The sequence below is a fragment of the Devosia lucknowensis genome (genome assembly GCF_900177655.1).
GTDB lineage: Bacteria > Pseudomonadota > Alphaproteobacteria > Rhizobiales > Devosiaceae > Devosia > Devosia lucknowensis.
This window is the reverse complement of sequence record NZ_FXWK01000002.1, coordinates 918867-943383: the sequence shown is the minus strand read 5'-3', so window position 1 is coordinate 943383 and position 24517 is coordinate 918867. Positions and strand designations below refer to the sequence as shown.

Annotated in this window: 27 protein-coding genes and 1 tRNA gene; 15 read left to right on the top strand and 13 right to left on the bottom strand. The window is 64.1% G+C overall.

Translation table 11 applies throughout. The annotated features are described in order from the left end of the window. Positions 1-3: 3 nt before the first annotated feature. Together sdhD and sdhC are read right to left on the bottom strand one after the other, a co-directional pair. On the bottom strand, positions 4-396 hold the full coding sequence (gene sdhD, locus CCK88_RS16955) for a succinate dehydrogenase, hydrophobic membrane anchor protein (protein ID WP_086471742.1): 393 nt from the start codon (positions 394-396) through the stop codon (positions 4-6). Between the two features lies 1 nt (position 397). Then, positions 398-784, bottom strand: a complete 387-nt coding sequence (gene sdhC / locus CCK88_RS16950) for a succinate dehydrogenase, cytochrome b556 subunit (protein WP_086471741.1) — start codon at positions 782-784, stop codon at positions 398-400. A gap of 288 nt (positions 785-1072) precedes the next feature. On the opposite strand from sdhC, the gene CCK88_RS16945 reads away from it, so the two are divergent. Continuing rightward, positions 1073-3088 carry a methyl-accepting chemotaxis protein gene (locus CCK88_RS16945; RefSeq protein ID WP_086471740.1) on the top strand — a complete coding sequence of 672 codons (2016 nt, stop codon included), beginning with the start codon at positions 1073-1075 and terminating at the stop codon, positions 3086-3088. 80 nt (positions 3089-3168) lie between these two features. Here CCK88_RS16945 and CCK88_RS16940 read toward each other — a convergent pair whose 3' ends face one another. Beyond that, positions 3169-3585: a hypothetical protein gene (locus CCK88_RS16940; protein ID WP_086471739.1), complete on the bottom strand. Its 417-nt coding sequence runs from the start codon at positions 3583-3585 to the stop codon at positions 3169-3171. A gap of 190 nt (positions 3586-3775) precedes the next feature. Here CCK88_RS16940 and CCK88_RS16935 point away from each other — a divergent pair, with 190 nt between their 5' ends. Beyond that, positions 3776-4369 (top strand): NUDIX domain-containing protein, encoded by a 594-nt coding sequence (locus tag CCK88_RS16935; RefSeq protein WP_086471738.1) that lies wholly within the window; start codon positions 3776-3778, stop codon positions 4367-4369. A 1-nt stretch (position 4370) separates the two neighbouring features. Here CCK88_RS16935 and CCK88_RS16930 read toward each other — a convergent pair whose 3' ends face one another. Then, entirely contained in the window at positions 4371-4577 is a 207-nt protein-coding gene (locus tag CCK88_RS16930) for a DUF1737 domain-containing protein (RefSeq protein WP_086471737.1), read from the bottom strand. Between the two features lie 72 nt (positions 4578-4649). Between CCK88_RS16930 and CCK88_RS16925 the strand changes: the two genes are divergently transcribed. The 3 genes from CCK88_RS16925 (at position 4650) to CCK88_RS18575 (ending at position 6447) form a co-directional block, all read left to right on the top strand. Continuing rightward, positions 4650-5288, top strand: coding sequence for a carbonic anhydrase (locus tag CCK88_RS16925; protein ID WP_086471736.1), 639 nt, complete (start codon positions 4650-4652; stop codon positions 5286-5288). A 391-nt stretch (positions 5289-5679) separates the two neighbouring features. Beyond that, positions 5680-5931, top strand: coding sequence for an EF-hand domain-containing protein (locus tag CCK88_RS16920; RefSeq protein WP_086472021.1), 252 nt, complete (start codon positions 5680-5682; stop codon positions 5929-5931). Positions 5932-6090: 159 nt separating this feature from the next. Beyond that, a complete protein-coding gene (locus CCK88_RS18575; protein ID WP_140049031.1) occupies positions 6091-6447 on the top strand; it encodes an EF-hand domain-containing protein in 357 nt (118 codons plus the stop codon). Positions 6448-6488: 41 nt separating this feature from the next. On the opposite strand, the gene CCK88_RS16910 is transcribed toward CCK88_RS18575, so the two are convergent. The 3 genes from CCK88_RS16910 to CCK88_RS16900 all read right to left on the bottom strand — a co-directional run bounded on the left by CCK88_RS16910 (position 6489) and on the right by CCK88_RS16900 (position 9527). Further along, a complete protein-coding gene (locus CCK88_RS16910) occupies positions 6489-7370 on the bottom strand; it encodes an EamA family transporter (protein ID WP_086471735.1) in 882 nt (293 codons plus the stop codon). Next, positions 7370-8248 (bottom strand): EamA family transporter, encoded by an 879-nt coding sequence (locus CCK88_RS16905; protein ID WP_086471734.1) that lies wholly within the window; start codon positions 8246-8248, stop codon positions 7370-7372. Before CCK88_RS16905 ends, CCK88_RS16910 begins: the two co-directional genes overlap by 1 nt. A 235-nt stretch (positions 8249-8483) precedes the next feature. After that, positions 8484-9527 carry an aspartate-semialdehyde dehydrogenase gene (locus tag CCK88_RS16900; protein WP_086471733.1) on the bottom strand — a complete coding sequence of 348 codons (1044 nt, stop codon included), beginning with the start codon at positions 9525-9527 and terminating at the stop codon, positions 8484-8486. 441 nt (positions 9528-9968) lie between these two features. On the opposite strand from CCK88_RS16900, the gene CCK88_RS16895 reads away from it, so the two are divergent. After that, a complete protein-coding gene (locus CCK88_RS16895; protein ID WP_086472020.1) occupies positions 9969-11159 on the top strand; it encodes a BaiN/RdsA family NAD(P)/FAD-dependent oxidoreductase in 1191 nt (396 codons plus the stop codon). A 27-nt stretch (positions 11160-11186) separates the two neighbouring features. Here the strand turns inward: CCK88_RS16895 and CCK88_RS16890 are convergent, their stop codons facing one another. Further along, positions 11187-11756, bottom strand: coding sequence for an acyloxyacyl hydrolase (locus tag CCK88_RS16890; protein WP_086471732.1), 570 nt, complete (start codon positions 11754-11756; stop codon positions 11187-11189). Positions 11757-11977: 221 nt separating this feature from the next. Here CCK88_RS16890 and CCK88_RS16885 point away from each other — a divergent pair, with 221 nt between their 5' ends. Together CCK88_RS16885 and CCK88_RS16880 are read left to right on the top strand one after the other, a co-directional pair. Then, a complete protein-coding gene (locus tag CCK88_RS16885) occupies positions 11978-12991 on the top strand; it encodes an LLM class flavin-dependent oxidoreductase (RefSeq protein WP_086471731.1) in 1014 nt (337 codons plus the stop codon). A gap of 65 nt (positions 12992-13056) precedes the next feature. Next, positions 13057-14259, top strand: a complete 1203-nt coding sequence (locus CCK88_RS16880) for a GGDEF domain-containing protein (RefSeq protein ID WP_086471730.1) — start codon at positions 13057-13059, stop codon at positions 14257-14259. On the opposite strand, the gene CCK88_RS16875 is transcribed toward CCK88_RS16880, so the two are convergent. The 3 genes from CCK88_RS16875 to CCK88_RS16865 all read right to left on the bottom strand — a co-directional run bounded on the left by CCK88_RS16875 (position 14249) and on the right by CCK88_RS16865 (position 16765). Continuing rightward, the gene (locus CCK88_RS16875; protein WP_140049030.1) at positions 14249-14527 is read right to left on the bottom strand and encodes a hypothetical protein; all 279 of its coding nucleotides are present in this window, start codon (positions 14525-14527) and stop codon (positions 14249-14251) included. The genes CCK88_RS16880 and CCK88_RS16875 overlap by 11 nt on opposite strands. A 67-nt stretch (positions 14528-14594) precedes the next feature. Then, on the bottom strand, positions 14595-15413 hold the full coding sequence (locus CCK88_RS16870; RefSeq protein WP_244557573.1) for a COG3904 family protein: 819 nt from the start codon (positions 15411-15413) through the stop codon (positions 14595-14597). Beyond that, the gene (locus CCK88_RS16865; RefSeq protein ID WP_086471728.1) at positions 15410-16765 is read right to left on the bottom strand and encodes a hypothetical protein; all 1356 of its coding nucleotides are present in this window, start codon (positions 16763-16765) and stop codon (positions 15410-15412) included. Before CCK88_RS16865 ends, CCK88_RS16870 begins: the two co-directional genes overlap by 4 nt. Positions 16766-16950: 185 nt before the next feature. Between CCK88_RS16865 and CCK88_RS16860 the strand changes: the two genes are divergently transcribed. After that, complete coding sequence (locus tag CCK88_RS16860) at positions 16951-17952, top strand: Gfo/Idh/MocA family protein (protein WP_086471727.1); 1002 nt, start codon at positions 16951-16953, stop codon at positions 17950-17952. A 140-nt stretch (positions 17953-18092) separates the two neighbouring features. On the opposite strand, the gene CCK88_RS16855 is transcribed toward CCK88_RS16860, so the two are convergent. Further along, the gene (locus CCK88_RS16855; RefSeq protein ID WP_170926537.1) at positions 18093-18653 is read right to left on the bottom strand and encodes a TetR/AcrR family transcriptional regulator; all 561 of its coding nucleotides are present in this window, start codon (positions 18651-18653) and stop codon (positions 18093-18095) included. Between the two features lie 70 nt (positions 18654-18723). Here CCK88_RS16855 and CCK88_RS16850 point away from each other — a divergent pair, with 70 nt between their 5' ends. Both CCK88_RS16850 and CCK88_RS16845 read left to right on the top strand, forming a co-directional pair. Beyond that, positions 18724-19740 (top strand): NAD-dependent epimerase/dehydratase family protein, encoded by a 1017-nt coding sequence (locus CCK88_RS16850; RefSeq protein WP_086471725.1) that lies wholly within the window; start codon positions 18724-18726, stop codon positions 19738-19740. A 78-nt stretch (positions 19741-19818) separates the two neighbouring features. Then, a tRNA-Ala gene (locus CCK88_RS16845) sits at positions 19819-19894 on the top strand. A 70-nt stretch (positions 19895-19964) separates the two neighbouring features. On the opposite strand, the gene ftrA is transcribed toward CCK88_RS16845, so the two are convergent. After that, entirely contained in the window at positions 19965-20933 is a 969-nt protein-coding gene (gene ftrA / locus CCK88_RS16840; protein ID WP_086472018.1) for a transcriptional regulator FtrA, read from the bottom strand. 86 nt (positions 20934-21019) lie between these two features. Here ftrA and CCK88_RS16835 point away from each other — a divergent pair, with 86 nt between their 5' ends. The 4 genes from CCK88_RS16835 to CCK88_RS16820 all read left to right on the top strand — a co-directional run bounded on the left by CCK88_RS16835 (position 21020) and on the right by CCK88_RS16820 (position 24379). Continuing rightward, positions 21020-21421: a rhodanese-like domain-containing protein gene (locus CCK88_RS16835; protein ID WP_086471724.1), complete on the top strand. Its 402-nt coding sequence runs from the start codon at positions 21020-21022 to the stop codon at positions 21419-21421. Continuing rightward, complete coding sequence (locus CCK88_RS16830; RefSeq protein WP_140049029.1) at positions 21418-21876, top strand: GNAT family N-acetyltransferase; 459 nt, start codon at positions 21418-21420, stop codon at positions 21874-21876. Before CCK88_RS16835 ends, CCK88_RS16830 begins: the two co-directional genes overlap by 4 nt. A 204-nt stretch (positions 21877-22080) precedes the next feature. After that, positions 22081-23094, top strand: coding sequence for a LacI family DNA-binding transcriptional regulator (locus tag CCK88_RS16825; RefSeq protein WP_086471722.1), 1014 nt, complete (start codon positions 22081-22083; stop codon positions 23092-23094). 46 nt (positions 23095-23140) lie between these two features. Further along, positions 23141-24379 (top strand): ABC transporter substrate-binding protein, encoded by a 1239-nt coding sequence (locus CCK88_RS16820; RefSeq protein WP_086471721.1) that lies wholly within the window; start codon positions 23141-23143, stop codon positions 24377-24379. Positions 24380-24517 lie beyond the last annotated feature (138 nt).

Sequence of the window (24517 nt, the reverse complement as noted above, 5' to 3'; positions counted from 1 at the left end):
CGATCAACCCCAGAAGACGATTTTGAGCACGGAACCGGCGCCGACGAGGGCGACGGCCAGGCAGAACAGCGTGTTGAGCATCATGGCGAGGCTATAGATGCGCCCATGCATGTAGTCCTCGAGCGTGTCGCGCATGCCGTTGCGCATGTGAACGGCGGCAATAGCGATCAGCACCGCCAGAGGCACGCCGATATACCAGTTGGCCAGCAGCGCCACGACATCGGCGCGATCCTGGCCGGCGAGGCGAACGACCACGAACAGCAGGAGCGCGAGAAAGACGACATTGAAGCCGCCGGTAACGCGCTGGGTGATGAAGTGCCGCGTCGAGGCGCGGGCATCGCCGTAGTGGGTCTTCGGATTGGCGATGGTCTGGGTGGTTATGACGGTTTCACGCATATCAGGCCATCCACACGAAAGCGGTCCAGATCAGGATTGTGATGATCACCGAAGCGATGATCGTGGCCCAGGCCATGGCTTCACGCTGGCCCGGCTCCATCATCGCAGCCGTGTCCCAGACGAAATGGCGCAGGCCGCCGCACATGTGATGCACGAGGCTCCAGGTGAAGCCGAAGAGTACGATCTGGCCGAACCAGCTGCCGTAGATGTAGTTGACCATCGTCAGCTGATCCTGCCCGAAGGCAGCCGCGCCGAGCCAGATCGCCAGGAGCGCCATGCCGGCGTAATTGGCGATACCGGTGGCCCGGTGAAGGATGGACATCGTCATGGTGACGGTCCAGCGATAGATCTGCAGATGCGGTGACGTAGGGCGGGCTCTGACCGACATGGGGCGTATCCGGGGCCTTGCTGCTGCGGCAGGTCGCCGCGTCCAGTTTGGAATGGTTCGAGTGTTTAGCGCCCAATGGTTACGAAATCAAAGCCTCGACCCGGCATCACCGTCCAACTTTCGGCGCATCCCGCACTTTGTTCGCTTAGCGCACAACCTGTTCGTTTTTCGCCGATGGCGCATGCGGAAAAATCCGTAGTTTGCACAAAAAAACGGCGTTTCCCGCGCCTATGGTAAACAATAATTAGTTTCCTTGCTGGAATTTATACGCATCTTTCGGAGTTGAAGATGAAGCTCATTTCCAGCGTAAAAGGCCGCATCTACGCCGCCTTCGTCAGCGTTGTCGCCGTTATCCTCGTCATCGCGGCCATGGCCGTCGCCATGGCATTCCTGGCGGAAGGCCTGTTCAATCAATACCGCGACGCGGCCCGCCAATCGCTGGAAATCAACGACTATGTGCGCGACGTCGAAACCCTGCGCCAGGAATTCGGCGACTACCTGCAAGCCCCGACCGCCGACCAGGCCGCTCGTGTTCGCGAAATGATCCTCGACGTCGGCACCACCGATGCCGACGGCATGGCCTTCTTCGTCAACGATCCTGTCTCGGTGGATGCCATCGAGACCGTAACCATTCAGTCCCAGCAGTACGACGCAGCCTTTACCAAGCTCGAAACCGCCATCGCTGGTGGTGCCGACCCCTATGCGACGGCCGAAACCACCCAGCTGCGCGACCTCGGCATACAGATGAGCGAACTCTACAATGCCATGAGCGATCGCGCCAAGGATGCGCAGAACGCCCTTGGTCCGCAGATTGCCAGCCAGCAGCAGTTGCAGCTGATCTTCATCGTCGCCGTCGGTCTTGTCGGCCTCGTCATCGGCATCGGCGTCGCGGCCGTCACCGCCCGCTGGCTGGGCCGTGCCATCGGCGGCATGACCGACACGATGCGCACACTCTCTGGCGGCGACTACGACGTCGCCATCTCTGGAACTGAGGCCAAGAATGAACTGGGTGAGATGGCCCGCGCCCTCGAGACTTTCCGGGACAATGGCCGCCAGGTGGCCGAAGCCGAAGTCAACAAGCGCGCCGAAGCCGAACGCACCAGCGCCCGCGCCGAAACCATGGCCCGCTTCCAGTCTGCCTTCGACGGCGTGATTGCCCGGGCCATGAATGGCGACTTCACCGCCCGTCTCGACAGCCACCATGGCGATCCCGAGATCGACCGCATCGCCGACAATCTCAATGGCATGCTCACTTCGATCGAAACGGCGCTGGATGAAGCCGATGCCGTTCTGGGCGCCCTCTCCCGGGCCGACCTGCGCGAACGCATGCAGGGCGACTATGCCGGCGCCTTCGGGCGGCTCAAGGCCTCGACCAACAATGTCGCCGACAAGTTGGCCGAAATGGTGAGCGAGCTGCGCGAGACCTCGCGTGCCCTCAAGACGGCCACGGCCGAAATCCTGGCCGGTGCCAACGACCTTTCCGAGCGCACCACACGCCAGGCTGCGACCATCGAGCAGACCTCTGCGGCCATGGAGCAGATGGCGACCACCGTCTCGCTCAACGCCGAGCGGGCTCGCGACGCCAGCGCCAGCACCGACAAGGTGACCCATGTGGTGGAAGCCAGCAGCGCCGTGATGGATCAGGCGACCTCCGCCATGAGCGCCATCGAGACTTCCTCGGGCAAGATTTCCAACATTATCGGGCTGATCGACGACATCGCCTTCCAGACCAACCTGCTCGCTCTCAACGCCTCGGTGGAAGCGGCCCGCGCCGGTGAAGCCGGCAAGGGCTTTGCCGTGGTGGCCGTGGAAGTGCGTCGTCTCGCCCAGTCCGCGGCACAGGCGTCCTCGGAGGTGAAGGTGCTGATCGAGCAAAGCGCCACCGAAGTGCGCAACGGCACCCGCCTCGTGGCCGATGTGGCCGGGCGGCTGGGCGACATCATCGCCGGCGTCCGCCAGACCGCCTCGGTCATGGAAACCATAGCCAGCGACAGCAAGACCCAGGCCGACGGAATTGCCGAGGTCAATGTCGCAGTGCGGCAGATGGACGAGATGACCCAGCACAATGCAGCGCTGGTGGAAGAAATGAACGCCTCGATCGAACAGACCGAAGGCCAGGCCGGCAAGCTCGACAGCCTCGTGGAGACCTTCACCCTGGCCGATGGCCGCACGCTGCGCGTGATCACCCCCGCTGAAAAGCCCGCCGCCGCCGACACCGGCGCGCGCGCCCTGATGGGCAAGGTCAAGAAAGCCGCCAAGGCCTATTTTGGTGGCGCTGCCGCCGAGGATTGGAACGAGTTCTGACGACTGGCCGGTCGATCGTCGGAAACCGGCTCGACGCTCAAGAAGGAACCGCCGGGGTCATGCCCCGGCGGTTTGTCTTTTTACTTCCACTTGATCGGCAGATCCGGCAGATCGATGCCGCCGCCGCCACCGCCATTGTCGATCGGCAGGTCCGGCTGCTGGATGCCGCCGCCCTTCTTGACCCCGCCGCCGGTGCTGGAGGTCCAGCTGCTGTCGCCCATGCCGATCAGGCGATTGACCGCGACGCGGTTGTCGATGCCTGGCCAGGCACAATTGGCGTCGTGGCTGGTGGCAAAGGCGCAATCGACGCGAACGCTTTCGGTGTGACAGGTCAGAACAGGTGCCGCGGCTTCGAAAAAGCCGCCCTGCTGGACGCAGCGATCGGCAAACGTATCCATGCCGATGGTGACGCTGCGGGTGGCAGCCTGGCTTGGCGCGACCATGGCGAGCGTTGCAAGGGCGAGGCCGGCGGCGAGGGTGAGAGTGGTCTTGGTCATGGGTGGTCTCCAGTGCGAATGCGGACGACGCTGCGTCGCCGCTGATGGAGCGCCTTCTAGCCGAGGCCAGTTCACGCCGGCGTGAACCTGCCATTTAGCCGGCGTTCAGTTTGGGAAAGCGCGACGAAGCCGAGACTTCCGCCGCGGGTCGAGACCGGCTATGCCCCTTCACGACCAATGGGAGACACGCATGAGCCAGAGAGTGACTGTCGTTTCGACGCGACTGTTGTCCGAGAACTGGGGACGGCTGACCGACAGTACGATCGACTACACGCGCCGCGACGGCACGGTTCAGCGCTTCAATCGCGAGGTCTACGACCATGGCAATGCCGCCGCCGTGCTGCTGCACGATCCGGTGCGCGACACGGTCTTGCTGGTGCGCCAGTTCCGCTACCCGGCTTTGCTCAACGGTGACGAGCCCGACCTGCTCGAAGCCTGCGCCGGGCTTCTGGACGGCGAAGCGCCGGCCGTCGCGGCAGCCCGCGAAGCCCTGGAAGAAACCGGCCATGCCCCTCGCGACATCCGCTTCGTCTGCGACATGTACGCCTCGCCCGGTTCGGTGACCGAGAAGGTGAGTCTTTACATCGGCACCTATGACGCGACGACGCTCCGCCATGCCGGCGGCGGCCTCGAGGCCGAGGGCGAGGAGATTGAACTGGTTGAGCTCCCGCTGGCCGATGCTTTGAGCCTGCTCGGCACGCCCGCCATGACCGATGGCAAGACTATCATCATGCTCCAGCATCTGGCGCTGGAACGGGCGGGGCTCCTGCCCGGGGCGCGCTAGCTCAGAAGTCGATCAGTTTCTTGTCGGGATCGTAGGGCTGGTCCCGGGCGATGCGGGTGACCGCCTGGCCGCAGCGCATCTTCTTGCTCACCGCGTCATAGGCATAGGTCGGGCCGCCATGCAGCTGCCATCCCTCCGAAAGCGCCTTGGTGACCTTGTGGCAAAAGGCGCTGTCGTCCTCGCCGGTGAGGAAACGATAGATCAGCATGCATGTCCCCCATGTCCCGGCATGCATCTGCCGGTGATTGATCTTGTCGCCTCTTACAGCTAATCGAGTTGCATGCACAACTTTCCTCAGCACCTGCTCGACGGCCACGCCAACTTCATGGCCGGGCGTTACGCCCGGGAGAAGGAACGCATCCGCGACCTCGCGGAAATCGGCCAGACCCCCTCAACGATGATCATCGCCTGCTGCGACAGCCGCGCGGCGCCGGAAATGATCTTCGACTGCGGCCCCGGCGAAGCCTTCGTGCTGCGCAACGTCGCCAACCTGGTCCCGACCTACCAGCCGGACGGCGGCCAGCACGGCACCTCGGCGGCGATCGAATTCGCCATCAAGGGTCTCAACATCGCGAACATCGTCATCATGGGCCACGGGCGCTGCGGTGGCATCAAGGCGGCGCTCAACCCCGATTACAGCCCCCTCGACGAGGGCGACTTCATCGGCAAGTGGATGAGCATGCTCGGCGAACTGCCCGGCCAGCTTGGCACCAACAAGATGATGACTGCCAGCGAGCAGCAGACGGCGCTCGAACGCATCTCCATCCGCAATTCCATCCGCAACCTGCGCACCTTTCCCTATGTCGCGGCACTTGAAGCGGAAGGAAAGCTCGCCGTGCACGGCGCCTGGTTCGATATCTCGACGGGCGAACTGTGGATCATGGATCAAAGCGGCGATTTTATCCGCCCGACGTTTTGATCGACATCTGATTATTGCAGAAAGACTTCCATCACCCCGGCATCGTCCGGAGTGATTGCTTTTATAAGCAACTATAGTCACAGCTTATATTTCGGGCGCCCGGTTTGGCCGCAAACTTGTACGAACGCTGCCCCAAACACATCACTCACCCGTGAGCGGATGCATCGCAAGACGTGGTGTTCACCGATCCGTGATTTGAGACATGTTTGTTTTCAACGTGTTGCCAGCGCCCGAAAATAGTCCCGAGATTTGTCCAAACGCGCCCATCTGCGGACCAGCACGAGCCACAAAGCGCCGCGATTGTCTTGGTCACGGGCCGCCGGAGAGCGACCCGTCGGCAAAGGATCCTCCCTTGCCGAAACCTCCCAAAGTCAACATGGAGCAAAATCCCATGAAGAAGATCGTTCTGACCACTCTGTTCGCTCTTGGTCTGTCCACTGCCGCCATGGCCCAGGCTGCCACCGACTTCGCTTCGGTGGATACCGATGCCAGCGGCGGCGTGTCCTTCGCCGAAGCACAGGTGGCATGGCCTGATCTGACCGAAGAGGCATTTACCGCTGCCGACACCGACGGCAATGGTGAACTGTCCGCTGAAGAATACGACGCCCTTGTCGCTGCTTCCGCGGCTCCCGCTGCCCAGTAAGGGCGGCACCGCCCCCTTGAGCGCCCCTCCCGGCGTGCCCTAGAGCGCCGGATGCTCGACTTCCTTAGGGGGCAGCCCAGCCAGCCACCCCAACTCCCCCCGGGGTGGCTGCGGCTGTTTTTATGATGGGGTGAAGACACCCCGATCTGGAGTTTTTGCATGAAAAAGTTTGTTCTGGGCCTTGCGGCCCTCGCCGCCCTTTCGGTCCCCGCCCTGGCCCAGGCGCCGCTCAACTTTGCTGACGTCGATACCGACGGCAATGGCGAGCTGAGCTTCGTCGAGTTGCAGGCCGTCTGGCCGGACCTGACCCAGGAACAGTTCGCTGCTGCAGACCTTGACGGCAGCGGCGGTCTCAATGCCGAAGAGCTCAACGGCCTCCAGCCCGCGACCCTCGCCCCCGCCCCGATGGACGGTGGCGCTATGGCGCCGGCGCCACTCGATGGCATGGCCCCTGCCCCCGCGCCCGAACCGGCCCCATCGGGCGATGCAGGCACATCCCTGCTCAATACCAACTAATTCGCAAAGGCCGCCCCTTCGGGCGGCCTTCTCTTTTCCGCTTAGTCCAGCCGGATCGGCGGTTCGCTCTTGCGCGCCTTGCGCAAGGTCACGACCAGCCCGCAGATCACCAGCAGCCCACCGACCACTTCGATGCCGGTGATGGTTTCGCCCAGCACCAGATAGCCTGACGCCAGCCCGGTGATCGGCACGAGGAGCGTGAACGGCGCGACCACCGACGCCGGATGCCGCCCCAGCAGCCAGCTCCAGATGGCGCCACCCAGAAGGGTCGCGGGATAGGCGAGAAAAGCGATCAGCGCCGCATCGCTCCACGAAAATGTCGTCAGTGCCGCCGCGATGGCCGGCCACCCCTCGATCAGCAATGACAGGCCGAACAGCGGCAATGGCGCGGCCAGCGCGCCCCAGACCGTGAACGACACGGCATTGACCGTGCCGGCCTTCTTGGTCAGCACATTGGCGAGGCCCCAGCTGATGGCGGCAAGGATGACGAGCAGCAGCGGCAGCAGGTTGGTCATTTCCAGCCGCTCGGCTGCGATCACGGCAATGCCGCCAAAGGCGATCGCGGCGCCGATCACCTGGAAGCGGCTCGGGCGCTCGCCCAGCAGCACGAAGGCCATCACCATGGTGAAAAAGGCCTGCGTCTGCAGCACCAGCGAACTGAGGCCCGCCGGCATGCCCCAGGCCAGGCCGAGATTGAGAAAGCCATAAAGCGCGAAGCCGAAGCTGAGCCCGAATCCGATGACGATCCAGGCCGGCGCCCTGGGCGGCCGAATGAACAGCACGGCAGGGAGGGCGGCGGCAGTGAACCGCAGCGCTGCTGCCAAGATCGGCGGCATGGCTTCGACGCTCAATTTGATGACGACGAAGTTGAAGCCCCAGATGGCGACGACCAGCAGCGCCAGAAGGATATGGCGGATGGGCATCAGGCGCCCCTCGCCCGGGCAAGGAGACGGGGGCCGAAGACATTGACCATGAGCCCGGCGAACACCAGCGCGCTCCCCCACGCTTCCAGTCCGGTGATGATCTCGCCCAGCAGCACGGCCGCGCTGATCATGCCGGCCACCGGCACCAGCAGCGAAAAGGGCGCAATCGTGCTGGCCGGATAACGGCTGAGCAAGGCGCTCCAGAGCCCGAAGCCGACCAGCGTTGCCGCATAGCCATTGAAGGCGATCGAGGCGACACCCAGCCCGGTGATGCCGGTGAGCCCTTCCGCCACTGCGCCGAACCCCTCGATCATGAAGGAAAGCGCAAACAGTGGCAGCGGCGGCACAAGGCTCGACCACACAACGAAGCTGAACATGTCGATCCGCCCGGCCTTCTTGATGACGATATTGGACAGGCCCCAGAAAAACGCCGAGGCCACGCACATCAGCAGCGGCAGCAGGACGTGAAACTCCAGCCGCTCCAGCGCGATGACGGCAATGCCCCCAAAGGCAATGATTGCGCCCAAGAGCTGGAAGCGGTTGATCCGCTCGCCCAGGAACACGAAGGCCAGGGCAAAAGTGAAGAACGCCTGCAGTTGCATGACCAGCGACGCCAGTCCTGACGGCATGCCGAGGCTGATGGCCATGAACAGGAGGCCGAACTGGGCGACGCCGATGGCAAAACCATAGGCGAGCAACGTCCCCAGCGGCACATTGGGCCGGCGGACGAAAAACACTGCTGGCAGGGCCGCCGCGACATAGCGCAGGCCGGTCATGAACAGCGGCGGCACTTCTTCCACACCCCAGCGGATGAAGACGAAGTTGATGCCCCAGGTGGCCACGACAAGAAGAACAAGCAGGAGATCGCGCAAGGGCATGGGAGTAACGTCCGGTACGCCCTGCTTCTACGCCCGGACCGCGCGCCCCTCAAGAGCGGAAATCGGCAAAGCGCCCCTGCAACGATCAGTGGGGGCGGCAAGTACCGCGCTGGGCCGCAGACCCTTGAAGGCCCTATGACGATCCAACGTCGATGTCACCCCGGCGAGGGCCGGGATGACACCTGTGCGTGCTGATGGGCCCGATCTCACACCGAGACTGTGGGCCCCAAGCGCATCAAGCCGCCAGGGCGCGGGCCTTGTAGCCCTTCTCGATCAGCGTCTCGGCGATCTGGATGGTGTTGAGGGCCGCGCCCTTGCGCAGGTTGTCCGAGACAACCCACATGGCGAGGCCATTTTCCACCGTAACGTCTTCACGGATGCGGCTGACATAGGTGTCGTATTCGCCAACCGTTTCCACGGGCGTCGCGTAGCCACCGGCCTCGCGCTTGTCGAGCACCGAAATGCCCGGCGCTTCGCGCAGGATGTCACGGGCCTCGTCGGCGCTGATGGGGTTGGCGAATTCCAGGTTCACCGCTTCCGAATGGCCCACGAAGACAGGCACGCGTACCGCCGTGCAGGTGACCTTGATCTTGGGATCGAGGATCTTCTTGGTTTCGGCAAGCACCTTCCATTCTTCCTTGGTGTAGCCGTCTTCCATGAACACATCGATATGCGGGATGACGTTGAAGGCGATCTGCTTGGTGAACTTCTGGGGTGTCGGGCTGTCGTTGACGAAAATGCCCTTGGTCTGGTTCCACAGCTCGTCCACGCCTTCCTTGCCGGCGCCGGAAACGGATTGGTAGGTCGAGACCACGGCGCGCGTGATCCTGGCATGATCGTGCAACGGCTTGAGCGCCACCACCAGCTGTGCGGTCGAACAGTTGGGATTGGCGATGATGCCGGTGCGCTTCTCGTCGGCGAGCCAGCGCTCGAGCACGTGGCCGTTCACTTCCGGCACCACGAGCGGCACGTCGGAGTGATAGCGCCAATAGGACGAGTTATCGATGACGATGGCGCCGGCCGCTGCGATGCGGGGGGCCCAATCCTTGGAGATCGAGCCGCCGGCCGACATGATGGCGAAGTCGACGCTCGAAAAATCGAAATGCTGCAGGTCCTTGGTCTTGAGGATCTTGTCGCCGTAGGACAGTTCCTTGCCGATGGAACGCGAGGAGGCCAGCGCGAAGACCTCGTCGGCCGGAAACTTGCGCTCGGCCAGGATGTTGAGAACTTCGCGGCCCACATTGCCTGTGGCACCGACGACTGCGACGCGATAACCCATTTGGAACTCCGGTCCCTTGCCATTTCCGCCCCCGCGCAATGGTCTTTATCCATCGCGGTCTTGTCTTTGAGCCTCTCCCCGTCGGGAGAGCGACCCGGGGAAAAGCGTCAGGCGGTTTTGGTGGTTTTGGTCATGGCGAGCATGCCCCCGGCGGGGAGCCGGGTGGTGGCAAGAGCGGCAAAAGTGCTGCGGCAGCGCATGACGAACTATGCTTCCTATCAGAGAGCAGGACTTCTCATACTCTGATATAGGAAAGAGTCAATGCCGATTGCGGCTGTCTTGGCCGCAGCGCTTTGGCTCTTGCGCCCCCTCTTCCTTTGGGGGAGAGGGTTGGGGTGAGGGGCGCCTTTTGGCATACGCCTCCATTCTGGCTCCTCACCCGGCGCTGCGCGCCGACCTCTCCCCCGAAAGGGAGAGGTGCAGAAAGACAAGGATAAAAACATGCCAGACTTCGACGTGATCATCCTGGGTGCCGGGGCCGCAGGCATGATGGCCGGTATCGAAGCTGGCAAGCGCGGTCGCAAGGTGCTGGTTGTCGATCACGCCCGCGATCCTGGCGAGAAAATCCGCATTTCGGGCGGCGGCCGCTGCAACTTTACCAATGTGAACGCCACACACACCGCGGGCCGCGACCGTTTCCTCAGCAACAACCCCCGCTTCGCCCTGTCGGCCCTGTCGCGCTACACGCCCGACATGTTCATCGAGCGGGTCAGGAAGCAGGGCATCGCCTTCCACGAGAAGACCCTGGGCCAGCTTTTCTGTGACGGTCCGGCAACGCAGATCGTGTCCATGCTCACCAACGACCTCCGAGCCGCAGGGGCCGCGATCTGGACCGGCCGGCAGGTCGGCTCGATCGAAAAAACCGACGACGGGTTCGACGTCATGGTCGGCGACGGCCGGGTGACGACATCGAGCCTCGTGGTCGCGACGGGCGGCAAGTCCATCCCCAAGATGGGCGCGACTGGTCTCGCCTACGACATCGCGCGCCAGTTCGGGCTCACTGTCACCGATACCCGGCCCGCTCTCGTTCCGCTCACCTTCGAGCCGGGCGCGCTCGAACTGCTCAAGCCCTTGGCCGGTGTCTCCACCAATGCCATCGTCCGCCACGGCAAGACCGGGTTCGAGGAAGCGCTGCTGTTTACCCATCGCGGCCTTTCCGGCCCGTCGATCCTGCAGATTTCCTCCTATTGGCGCGAGGGCGATGCGATCACGGTGGACCTTCTGCCCGGCCAGGATGCCCTCGACATGCTGCGCGAGGCGCGCAAGGCAACGCCCAGGCTGCACGTCCAGACCGTGTTGTCCGAACGCCTGCCCAAGCGGCTGGCGCAGCTATTGGGCGATATCATCGACATGCCCGGCATGATCGGCGATTTTTCCGACAGGAAGCTGATGGCGGTTGCCGAGCAGGTGCAGCGCTGGACCCTCAAGCCGGTCGGATCCGAAGGCTATCGCACGGCCGAAGTGACGTTGGGCGGCATCGACACCACCGGCCTCGACGCCAAGACCATGATGGCCCGATCGGTGCCCGGACTTTTCTTCGTGGGCGAGGCGGTCGACGTCACCGGCTGGCTGGGCGGCTACAATTTCCAGTGGGCCTGGGCCTCGGGCTGGTCCGCCGGACAGGCGGCCTGAGCCAGCCTGTGGGCTAAGGGACGATGCCTAGAACGTCCAGCCGAAGCGGATGCCGAGGTTGGTGAGACCCCGATTGTCGGCGCAGAGATTGGCGTTGGACGCGTGTTCAACCGTCGCCATGACCGATGCGGTATCGCTCACCTTGACGCCGATGCTGGCGGATTCGCGGAACAGCACCGAGCATCCGAGATTGCGGGCGGGATAGGTCGCCACCAGCGCCGCGCCATTGTGCACCGCGCCGCCAAAGCTGGCTTCGACGAAGACCGGGCTGTCAAAGACCGGCACCGTCCAGCTGACACCGGCATAGATCATGCTCTCGAGCCCGCCGAAATTGACCGTAGCCCCCAGATGTGGCCGCACCTCGCCCCAGCTGACCCATTCGGTCAGGGTCGGCGTGTCGAACAGCATTTCGACATTGAGGTCCTGAATGCGCGAGGTATTGAACACCCCGAACAGCGCGCCCGGCTCGTCGGCGCTATGGGCGAAAATGCCGCCACGCACTTCTGAAATGCCGAAGTCCTGTGCAACGGCCGGAAGCACGGCACAGGATGATGCGATGACGGTGAGCAGCAGACCGGACAAAAGTCGCGCGCGCATGTTGTGTCCCCAAACTGCGCCCGATAACGCGCGGTCGCACGGCTCCGGTCAAGAGCGAAACAGCCACGCCGTCACGAAAAAGCACCCGGCCCCAGCCCTCATCATCCGAACGGTAAAGGCCGTTTGAATGGCCAAGGCAAGCGCATTTGATCGTCTGGCCCTTGACCTTTGGCCCCATCATCGTGATTTACCGATGAATTCAATTGCCGAAAGTCTTTGCCATGCCCGCCCCGTTTTCGCTCTCGCTCCAGGACCTCGCCCCCATCGCCCAGGGCACGACGACCCAGCAGGCCATGACCGAAACCGTGCTTCTGGCGCAGGAAGCGGACCGGTTGGGCTATGAGCGGCTCTGGTATGCCGAGCATCACGGCATGCCCTCGATCGCCTCGTCCGTGCCGGAAATTCTCATCGGCAGTGCCGCGGCTGCGACGGCGGGAATTCGCGTCGGCTCGGGCGGCGTCATGCTGCTGAACCACGCGCCCTTGCGCATCGCCGAAGCCTACCGCACGCTTGAAGCCCTCCATCCTGGCCGGATCGACCTCGGCCTCGGCCGCGCACCGGGCGGCGACGGCTATGCCATGCGCGCGCTGCGCTCGGGCGGCGGCGAGGAATTTTCCGCCTATCTGTCCGAACTCATCGCCTTCGACGAGGACGGATTTCCCGCCGATCACCCCTTCTCGCGCGTCCCGGTGTCCCCGGGCGGCGTGCGGCTGCCGCCCAAGTGGCTGCTCGGCTCCTCGGGTGCCAGCGCCCAAGCGGCCGGCCAGATCGGCTTCGGCTATGCCTTTGCCGCCCATTTCAGCCATACGCCCGCCGCGCCGGCTTTCGCCGCCTATCGCGAGGCATTTCAACCGTCCGAGGATTTTCCGGAGCCCCGGACCATCCTGTGCCTCTCGGTGATCACCGCCCCCACTGACGAGGAAGCGAAATTTCTCGCCACCTCGCAGGCCGTCAACTGGGCCCGTTTCCTCACCGGCGAGCAGCGCCAGCTGACCTCGCCAGAAGAGGCCGCGGCCCACACGCTTTCACCCCAGCAGCAGCAGATCATCGAACATCAGTCCGCGCTTTGGATGGTGGGCAGCCCCGAGCGGATGGCCGAGGCGATCACCCACAAGGCCGCCGAAGCCGGTGCCGACGAGGTCATGATCACGACCACCATCCACTCCTACGCGCTACGCCGTCGCTCATTCGCGCTCATCGCCGAGGCTCTTGGTGTCGCACCCCGCGCCGCCTGATCACGCATTAACGTCTCGTTCTGCGCCAGCGGATAAGATTACGGCAACCTGACGGGATTGCCTTCATGAGCGCCGCTGCCTTTGTGCTCGCCATAAATCTGTTTGTCGCCGGTATGTTCGCCAGCGCCTTTGGCGTTGTCGCGGCCCTCCGGCGCTCGGCCATCGGCGCGCGCTGGCTCGCCTTTTCCTATGGCTTCGGCGCACTCAACATGGTGCTCGAATTCGTCCTGCCCTACCAGCAGGACCACCGACTGGTGAGCTTTGGCATCTTCGCGGTCTTTCTTCTGGCGCTGGCCAGCGGCGTCGTCGGCCTCGCCCATCACTATCGGGTCAAGCCCCCATATCGCCTGCTGCTGGCGCTGCTGGTCGCATCCCTGGCGCTCAATATCACCATTCTCGACTGGCCGCGGACGACGCTCGAGCGCAACATTCTCTATCAGCTGCCCTATGCGCTGGTGCAAACCGTGGGCATCTTCGTCGTCATCGCCCATCGTCAGAAGCGTGCGCTCGACTATGCGCTCCTTGCGCTCTTCGTGGCCTCGGGCCTGCAATTCCTGATCAAGCCGTTCATGGCCATCGGCATCGGCTCCGGCACGCTGCCGCAGGCCTATCTGGCATCGAACTACGCCGCCTATTCCCAGACCCTGGGCGCCTTGCTGCTGATCACCAACGGGCTTTTGCTGCTGCTGATCATCGTCCGCGATGTCATGGCCGAAATCACCACCCAGTCCGAAACCGATACGCTTTCAGGCCTGCTCAATCGCCGTGGCTTCGAGGAACAGGGCGACCGCGCACTGTCGGTCGCCACCCGCTCGGGCATCCCGACCGTCATGGTCGTGGCCGATCTCGATCATTTCAAGAGCATCAACGACAGCTTCGGCCATGCCGCAGGCGACCAGGTGATCGCCGCTTTCGCCGCTGTCCTGCGAAATTGCGCCGCGCCCCATTCGGTTATTGCCCGCCTGGGGGGCGAGGAATTCGCCGCGCTCCTGCCGGGCGCCAACCTTTCGACTGGCAAACTCTTCGCCGAAACCGTGCGCAACGCCTTCCGCACCATGCCCGCGTCAGCCACCGGCCTCGATCAGGCGGTCACGGCTTCGTTCGGCGTGGCGCAATTGATGCCCACCGATCATCTGGCCGACCTCATGCGCCGGGCCGATACCGCACTCTACGAGGCCAAGAGCGACGGACGCGATTGCGTCCGGCTGGCCGTGGCGGATGTCCGGCGGCCGCTGGAGGGACGCCGCGAAGGCACCTCTAGTTCATGATCTGACGCGCCACGATCTGGCAGTCGCCGCTGGGCTCGATCCGCAGCGCCAGCTGCTGGCGATCGAGTTCTGCAAGCCACGCCGTCCACGAACAGGGGCTCATGCCCGCATCCTCGGTTCCCTCCGGGCAGCGCGAAAACCGCAGCTTGAGCTGCGCGCGCTGGTCCCCGAACCTGTCGCGCACGCGGGCGATCGCCGGCCGTCCGTCGCGGTCGTTCACCCAGTTCTGGATGTCCCGGTGGCGGGTCAACATATGGGCTTGTGTCATTTTTTGGCCTCCCTAGCTTTTTGTGCCGCAACGGTGCCGATCCTCCATCGGTTCCCGCTGCGATCATTCAATTATCGGGCATGTCTGTGACGAGCCGATAATGCTCGAGTTCCTCCGGCGTGAAGTAGTAAAGGCGGTCCGGTGGCGTCTCGAGCGCATGGATCCAGAGTGCCGGATCCACTCCGGCCTCTCCCAGGTGCCGGGTAATCTCCGCGGTGACGTTCTGTGCGTCGGACATGGCCACGCCAGCCACGCTCAACGCGTCGATGGGCGAGGCGCTGAGCGCCGCCGCATAGATCTGGTGCACGCCGATCGCCGCATCCCGCCCGGCAATCCGCTCGGTGCCGGAGGCGAAAATGATCGGACACGACGACGCGCAGAGCCCGCCGTCGCGCACCTCGGTCGAAAGCCCCTTTTCGAGAATCAGCCGACCGATCTCCAGGGCATCGTTGACCGACCCGCCCGGCGAATCCAGCAGCACCGTTGACACATATTCCCCACGCGCCGCGATCTCGTCGGCAAAGCGCTGCCCCGATCCGGGATCGATGGTCCCGGTGAGGCTCAGCACGCCGCCGCTGCCCAGGCCGATGCTGAGCGGTTCGTCGAGCACGTCGGGCGCGGTGGTGAGATCCGGACGCGCCCGCCCGCCGCCATCCTCGGTCGAGGCCGGCGGCAGGATCGGCTGCGGCTGGTAGGTCAGGTCGGCCGGGGCATTGGCATTGAGTTCCCGGTAATCGACGTAAAGCACCCCCATCGTCCCCGCGAGCAGCGCGAAAAACGCGAAGCGCAGGATGGCGCCATCCTCGATGCGCGCGAGCGAGGCGATCAGATGCCGGTAGAATGGTCCCTCGTCGCTATCGGCCCGGGCATTGGCGTCGCTCTTCATGCCGGCCGCGGTCCGTCGCCCCGCTTGCGCTGCGCCGCATCGATCGGCGTGACGGTCCCGTCCTCGGCTGCCGGTTTTTCCTGGGGGGGCGACCCCTCCGCCGGCTGCGGCGTGTCGATCTCGGCAATGTGCGGGGCCAGCGCGGCGGCAGCCTCCGCACCGCCTTCCGCTTCCATGCGCTTGTAAAGCGCCATGGCGCGCAGCATTTCCGCGGCCGTGATGGTTTCGGCCTCCTGCAGCGTTTCCGCCTCGCGGCGCATCGCATCGTTGACGATCATCAGCGTCAGCACCAGCACCACCGGCAGGAGGTCGATGGAGATCGCGCCCGCCCAGGACGGGATGAAATCACCCCAGTAGCGAATAACCGCTTCCGCCGACGACAATGGCACGAAGCGGCGCTGTTCGACCGCCGGCGTGGCGAGGATTTCGTCGGCCGCCGCCGTCAGGGCTGCCGACTGGGCATCCACCGACACGCGCACCGTTTCCATCACCTGCGTTTGGCGGTTGGCGAGATCGCCCACGCTGCCATCAGCCACCGGCGCGATGAAGCCGGCCGACAGGTCGCTGGCGGCCCGCTTCACCGAGGCTGCCACATCGGTCTGCTGCAGCGCCGCAATCAGGGCCGTCAGCTGCACGGCCTCCGCCTGGAAGGCATCCGAGCGTGGGCCGATGGCTCCGGGTGTGGACACCAGCTCGCGCATGGTGGCGAGGCGGTCCGACCCTTGGGTGAACAGGCCAGCGACCTCCTCGCGCGATCCCGAGATCGTGCCGGCCAGCTGGTTCATCTGCGTGCTCATCTGGGTCAGCAGCTGCACGACGCTGCCCGAGCCGGTCGTTCCCGTCAGCGCCCCGCTTTCGCGCTCGTCCTGCGCCAGGGTCGAGAACCGCGCGGCGGCCCGTTCGACGTCGGGCAGCAGGCTCTGGCTGGCCAGGGCCCGCGAATGGGCATTGTCCAGATCCTCGGCATAGCCCTGCAGCGTCACCGCCATATGCTGTTCCAGCGCTGCCGAACCCGCCAGCGCCGCGGCGTTGAGCCAGGAGCTCATGGCAATGATCATCCCGCATCCCACCAGCATGGTAACGAACATCGCCGCCCGCTGCGCACCGCTCACCACCAGTGGCACGAAGCGCAGCATGAAGGTCCAGAACGCGTAGATGGCGACCGACACGGCGGCCGAATAGATGATGGCGGCAAAGAAGACGAACGTCGCCGACCCGTCGAGAAGGTCGCGCACGCCGAGATAGGTGTAGACGCCGGACGCAAGCGCCAGCACGGCCAGCGCGAACCGGCTCATGGTTTCGACGCCGCGCGCGGTCTCGTGCAGGCGGAAGGCATTAGGCTTGAGCTGCATTGATGGCCCCGGATGCAAGCGGCCCGCCACCGGGCCTTAAGCGCACGTTAACACGGGTTTGGCGGCGGAACCGAGGCAGACTGCAGGAAGGCGCCGATGACATCTCGGTGAGTGGTTTTCCCCGCGACCCCTTGCGCTGACCCGCTTGGCAAGCGTAGGCACGTGGAGCAATCGAGGAGACCGTCATGGCCGATAAAATTCGTTGGGGCATCCTGTCCACCGCCAATATCGGCATGCAGAAGGTCACGCCGGCCATCCAGCGCTCGCCCAGTTCCGAGGTCGTCGCCATCGCCTCGCGCGACGCCGGCAAGGCCCGCGCCGCGGCCGACCAGCTCGGCATTGCCAGGGCCCACGGCTCCTACGAAGAGCTTTTTGCCGATCCTGATATCGACGCCATCTACAATCCGCTGCCCAACCATCTCCATGTCCCCATGACACTGGCCGCGGCCCGGGCCGGCAAGCATGTCCTCTGCGAAAAGCCGATCGCGCTGTCGGCGCGCGAAGCCGAGCAGTTGCGCGACATTCCCGACGGCATCATCGTTCTCGAAGCCTTCATGGTGCGCTTCCATCCGCAATGGGCGCGCATACGCGAGATCATCCGCTCGGGTGAACTGGGCGACATCCGCTCCATCAACGCGGTGTTCACCTACCACAATGTCGATCCTGCCAATGTGCGCAACCAGTCCGATATCGGCGGTGGCGGCATCATGGATATCGGCTGCTATCCCATTACCGCGGGGCGCTATCTCTTCGAAGGCGAACCCGAGCGGGTCGTTTCCCTGGTCGAGCGCGACCCCGGTTTCGGCACCGATCGCCTGGCCAGCGTCCTCGCCGATTTCGGCGGCGGACGGCAGCTGAGCTTCACCTGCTCCACCCAGGCCACGCCACATCAGCGCGTGCAGGTCTTCGGCACGAAGGGCAAGGCGGAGATCATCATTCCGTTCAACGCCCCGCCCAATGAGCGCACCGCCATCACGGTCGATACCGGCGCCCCCTTCGATGGCTCGCTGGCCCGGCGCGAAATCCTGCCCGCCTGCGATCAGTACACCGAACAGGCCGAGGCCTTCGCCCAGGCCGTGCTTGGCCGCAAGCCGCTGCCCTGGGGCGTTGACGATGCCATTGCCTCGATGCGGGTCATCGACGCCATTTTTGAAAGCGAAAAGACGGGGGCGTGGGCGAAGGTTTAGCAGGCGTCGGAACTCCCTTTGCCCTCCACTCTATCGTCATTGCCCGGCTTGACCGGGCAACCCACCTTCTGGAGGCATCGCGTGGACCACCCGGTCGAGCCGGGTGGTGACGACGTTGAAGGATCGAGACAACCTGTCGGCTAGGTTACCTCTGGCCCTACCAGCCGCTCGGCCAGCAGCATCAGGTCATCGGCAAGGCGCGCTTCCGTAATCCCTGCCTCGGCCACGCCCTTGGCAGCCGCCAGCACGAGAAAAGCCAGGCGCTCCGGCGCCGCGACACCGGCCTCTCCAAAGACCGAGACCAGCTTTTGGGCAATCCGCTGGTTGGATCGCTCAAACAGGGCCGCGCCTTCGTAATGGGCCGCGAACAGTTCCTCGACATGCGCGGCCCCCGCGAGGGCGGCAGAAATCACACCAAATTTTGCCGCCAGCGCCCGCCCCGTCCGTTCGGTCACGGCGCCTTCACCACCTAGGGCGGCATCGAAGGCGGCATGCTTGTCGGCGACAAGTTGTTCAAGCAGCGCCGAAAAGATCGCGTGCTTGTCGGCGAACTGGGCGTAAAGCGTCGGCTTGGCGATCTGCGCCTCGCGGGCGATCGCTTCCATGGTCGTGGCCCTGATCCCGTTGCGCAGGAATAGGGTACTGGCCGCAGCCAGCACACGCGCACGCTTGTTCGACCGTCGCGGAGATGCACCCGTCACCAAATTACGCTCCACATATTGAACTATTTGAACGATACTCGTATATTTCGTTCAAATCAAGGAGTGAACCATGTCCGATACGGTACTTCTCACCGGCATTTCCGGCTTCCTGGGCGGCCATGTCGCCCTGGCTCTGCTCGAGGCCGGCTACCGCGTACGCGGCTCCGTCCGCTCCCTCTCGAAGGCCGACCGGGTCCGCGAGACTCTGGCGCGTGCCGGGGCCGACATCGACCGCCTCGATTTCGTCGCCCTCGACCTGGGCGCCGATGCCGGCTGGGAAAAGGCGATGCGCGGCGTGCGTTTTCTCCAGCACACCGCCTCGCCGTTCCAGCTCAAGATGCCCGAGGATCGCAACGAGCTGATCGGCCCTGCCGTCGCCGGCACCGAGCGGGCCCTCGCGGCGGCGCTCGCTGCCGGGGTGGAGCGTGTGGTCCTCACCTCCTCCATGGCGGCCATCGCCTATGGCCACGAAAAGGTGGACGCGCCGCAGTTTACGGCCGCAGACTGGACCCGCCTCGATGGCCGTCCGGTCAACGCCTATATCGAATCCAAGACCCGCGCCGAGCGCCGGGCCTGGGAATTGATGGACGCGGCCGGCCGCCACAACGATCTTGTCACGATCAATCCCGGCGCCATCTTCGGCCCGCTGCTCGATGACGATCCCGGCACCTCCGCCATTCTCGTCAAGCGCCTGCTCGATGGGTCCGTGCCGGCCGCGCCGCGCATACCCATCACCCCGGTCGACGTACGCGATGTCGCCGCCGCCCACGTCGCCGCCATGACCGCGCCCGCTGCCGGAGGCCAGCGCTTCCCCATGGCCGTCGAACCCATCTATTTCATCGCGGCGGCGCGCATCCTGCGGTCACGCTTCCCCGATAAGCGCGTCCCCCGTCTGGAAATGCCCGACTGGGCCGTTCGCCTCTACGCCCTGTTCGATCGCGACGTGCGCGACAATATCGGCGAGCTGGGCTATGCCAAGCGCCTCGACGCCTCCGCCGCCGCTGCGCTCCTCGACCGTCCGTTGATATCATCCGAGGACGCCCTGGTCGCGACCGGCGAAAGTCTCGTCGCCTACAGGCTCGTCTAGATGCACCGCTCCGCCAGAGCGACCCGGCCCTCGCCCCTTGCCGATGGAGCCGATTGGCTCCATATACAAGAGCGGTGCGGGGCTGTAGCTCAGTTGGGAGAGCGCGTCGTTCGCAATGACGAGGTCAGCGGTTCGATCCCGCTCAGCTCCACCACCCCAATGAAAATCGAAGCCTTAGTAATGGGATTTGCCTGGTGGGACGATCAGGCGGGACAAGTCCGTGTTCATTCCGTTTTCGTACTGAACTGATCCCTGAATATTTTGGGGCTGATGCCCATGCGTTTGCGGAAATGATGGCGCAGCGTGTCGACCGAGCCCATGCCGACGGCGAGCGCAATTTCATCGAGTCCGTGGCGCCGTTCGATCAAAAGCCGTTTGGCCTGCTCGATCCGCTCGGCGGTCACCCACTCGCCCGGCGATACGCCGGTCGCCTCGACAAACCGTCTGACGAAAGTGCGCAGGCTCATTCTGCATTCGGAGGCCATTCTGGACACAGTCCATGACCCAGCCAGATCCGCCCGTATGCGGTCGAGCAGCGGCGCAACCTCCGACTGATGGGGCGCCGGGACAGGCCGCTCGAGATACTGTGCCTGTCCGCCCAGGCGATGCGCGGGCATGACGAGACGCCGCGCCACGGAATTGGCGGCATCGGCTCCAAAATCCTGCCGGACAATTTCGATCAGCAGATCGATGCCGGCTGCGCTGCCGGCCGACGTATATATTCGGCCGTGAGAGCGGTAGAGGGACGCCCTGTCGACAGCGACGGCAGGGAACCGGTCACCCAGCGTCTCGGCGTAGCGCCAATGGGTCGTTGCCGTCGCTCCATCGAGCAGTCCCGTCGCGGCAAGAACAAACGCTCCTGAACATATGGAAGCCAGCCGCGCGCCGCGCTCGTGAGCACGCCGGAGCCGCTCGACCAGCTGCGGCGGAACAGGGTGGTCGGCGCCTTTCCAGCCCGGCACCACGATCAGGTCGGCCTGATCGACAAGATCGATCCCGTGTTCCGGCGTGAACTTCAGGCCGCCATGCGCACGAAGCGGTCCCTCCTCGATCGCGCAACTGGCGAAGCGGTACCAGCCGACGGGCATTTCCGGCCGTGCCAGACCAAAAATCTCGGCCACGATGCCGAATTCGAAGGTGCAAAGACCATCGTAGAGAAGGGCAACGACAAGGGGACCAGTTGTGTTTGGCATGATCTTCATGAACTTTGTCTATCCTGCCAATTGCGAAATGACCATCCGCCCTGCGAACTAGCGGCAGAACCTCAGGGAGATCATTTATGCCGAGCGCCGTTACCACAATTGCCGCAGCCCCCAGCGACCTGGCGCGGCAGCATTTCGCAGCCGAATTCACGTTCGAGACCGATTGCTGGGATGTTCGTAGCGCGCTTGCTCATGAGCCAGATTTCGTCCTGCTGGACGTTCGCAGTCCCGCCCTCTTCGCTGCCGGACATGTCCCGGGCGCGATCAGCCTGCCCCACGGCAAGATCGTGCGCTCGAGGATGGACCAGTGGCCCCCGGAAACCGTCTTCGTCACCTACTGTGCCGGTCCCCACTGTAACGGCGCCGCGCGCGGGGCTCTGCGTCTTGCCGAACTCGGCCGTCCGGTCAAGATCATGGCAGGCGGGATGACAGGCTGGATCGACGAGGGCTTCGAGCTGGCAAAGGCCGAGGCAGAGTGACGTTGATACGCAAGCCGACGCTGCAGGAGGTGCCAGCCCTTCATAGGTTGATCGAGGAGCACGCGGCCTTTGAAAGGAGCGTCGCTCCCCTCAGCACTGATGCGCTCGCGGCCGTCATGGCGGTACCAGGCATGCCCGTTCGCTTCATCGTGGCGGACCGCGACGGTCAGCTTTTGGGCTACGCAGCTGTCACCTTCGATTGGTCCGTCTGGAGGGCACGCCGCTTCGCACATCTCGATTGCCTCTATGTCGCACAAAACGATCGCAGGCAGGGAATAGGGAAGTTGCTGTTCGCTGGAGCCAGGAGGATCGCCTTGGACGAAGGGGTCGACCGCATGGAATGGCAGACCCCTGCGTGGAACCTCGAGGCAGATGCATTCTACCGTCGTGAAGGCGCCGTCGCAGCCGATAAAATACGCTACAGCCTCGCGATATCGTCGCAAATTCGCCTGTAGCGCAGGCGCGTCCTGCACGGACGAAGTCGGAAGAATAGTGCGCGGCGACCGACACTTGGGGCACCTGAAACAGGTTTTTGGTCAGCGGCCGACATGGGTACGCAGCCGACGCACACGGCCCGGCATGTCACGTCAAACACACTACTTGACTGATAAGAGAAAAGGTTTAACCTCGCTTAAGAAATCCTTTTCTCAAGGCGTTTGATGTCAATTCGCACCAGCACGCGTGTCCGGATCTACGACGTGGCCGCTGCCGCCGGCGTCAGCATCGCCACGGCATCGAAGGCCCTCAACGACACCGGCAGGATGACCGATGAGACCCGCAGTCGGGTCAAGGATGTGGCGGCTCGGCTCGGCTTTCGCCCCAACGCCATGGCGCGGGCGCTGCTGCACCAGCGCAGCTTCACCATTGGCCTCCTGACCAATGACACCTATGGCCGCTTCACCCTGCCGCTGATGGCCGGGGTTTCCGAGGCGCTGGTCGATCAGGGTGTCTCGGTCTTCCTCTGCGCCATCGAAGATGATCCGGCGCTGGCCAAAATCCATGTCGATGCCATGCTCGACAAGCAGGTCGACGGCATCATCGCTTCGGGCAAGCGCATCGACCGGCAACTGCCGGTGGATCTCGAAAACCTCTCCGTACCGGTGGTCTATGCCTTCACCCAGGCGCCGGAAAATGGCGTGAGCTTGGTTTCGGACGATGCGGCGGGCTCACGCGAGGCCGTCGAGTGGCTCAAGGGTCTGGGGCGGCAACGCATCGTGCATGTCACCGGGCCGCGCAGCTTTGCCTCGGTGGAAGAGCGTGCGGGTGCCTACCGAGCCGCGGTCGGAGCCGATGCCCAAGTGCTGTTCGGCACATGGTCCGAGCAATGGGGACACGAAGCCGTCGCCCGGCTCTGGGATGCAGCGGGTGAAAAACCCGATGCCATCTTCTGCGGCAACGACCAGATTGCCCGCGGCGTCGTCGATGCCCTGCGCGAGCGCGGGGTGTCGCTTCCGGCCGATGTTTCGGTCGTCGGCTTCGATAATTGGGAGATCGTGGCCGAAGCCACGCGCCCGCCGCTCACCACGATCGACATGAATCTGAAGGAACTGGGCCGCGAAGCCGGCCGCCTGGTTCTGGCTCTGGCGGCGGGGGAGGCCGTCGCGCCGGGAATTCGCAAGCTGCCCTGCACGCTTGTGGTCAGACAATCCTGCGGGGGTGGTCCCCGCAGCTGAAAACGCGAGGACCGGCGTACGGGTCCACTTTGGGAGGAGTGAAACCATGATCCGCAAACTACTGGCTGCGACCAGTCTTGCCTCGCTGTGCCTGGTGTCCAATGCCATGGCACAGGAAACCATCAACATGTGGGTGCGCACCGGCATCGGCACCGCCTTTACCGCGCTGGCCGACGCCTACAATGCCAGCCACGAAAACCAGATCGCGCTGACCGAAGTGCCCTTCGCCGAGCTGGTGCAGAAATATGCGACGGCCATTGCCGGCGGTCAGGCCCCCGATGCCCTCTCGCTTGATCTTATCTATACACCTGCCTTCGCTGCGGCCGGCCAGCTCGAAGACCTGACGCCCTGGGCCTCGAGCCTTGAATATTTCGACGACCTCGCGCCATCGCACGTCAAGCTCGGCACCTATGAGGACAAGGTCTATGGCCTGCCACTCCTCGTTGAAACCTCGATCCTCGCCTGGAACAAGGGCCTCTATGAACAGGCCGGACTCGACCCCGAAGTCGGCCCGACCAGCTGGGCGGAAGTCGAAGCCAATGGCGAAAAGATCCGCGCCCTCGGCGGCGACAATTACGGCTTCTACTTCTCGGGCGGCAATTGCGGCGGCTGCATGATCTTCACCTTCACCCCGCTCACTTGGGCTTCGGGTGCCGACATTCTCTCCGAGGATGGCCAAACCGCCACCCTCGACACGCCACAGATGCGCGCCGCCGTCGACGCCTATCGCTCGATGGTTGAAAAGGACCTGGTGCCCGAAGGCTCGGCCACCGATAACGGCGTCAATTTCATGAGCTTCACCAATGGCAAGATCGGCCACCAGTCGATCGGTGCCTTCGGCATGGGCTCGCTGATCAATGACTACCCGGATGTCGATTTCGGCGTCATCATGATTCCCGGCATCGATGGCGGCACCTCGTCCTTTGCCGGCGGCGACAATATCGTCGTCACCAAGGGCACGCCGCGCCTCGCGGCCGTGCAGGAATTCATCGAGTTCGCCTATTCTCCCGAGGGTCAGAAAATCCTGGCACAGAACGGCTCGCTGCCGACCCGGCTCGACATCGCCTCCGAGACGCTCGAAGGCCTCGACCCGCGCCTGCAGGTCGCCGTCGACGCGATCAGCGTCGCCAAAACGCCCTATACGCTGCTCTTCAACGACCTGATCAACAGCGCCAACAGCCCCTGGGCCACGTTCACGAATGCCGCGATCTACGGCGACGACGTGGATGGCGCCTTCGCCAATGCCCAGGCCGAAATGCAGTCGATCATCGACAACGCGCCCTAAGCGTTTGTCGAGCAGGGGTGGTGGGGTCAGAACCCCCACCCAACCACTCCCTGAAGAATGGGGAGGGGCAGCTCTGAGTGTGTGGCAGGTCCTACAGTCACACGCTGTCCCTTCTCCTCCCCCTCCTTCAGGGGGAGG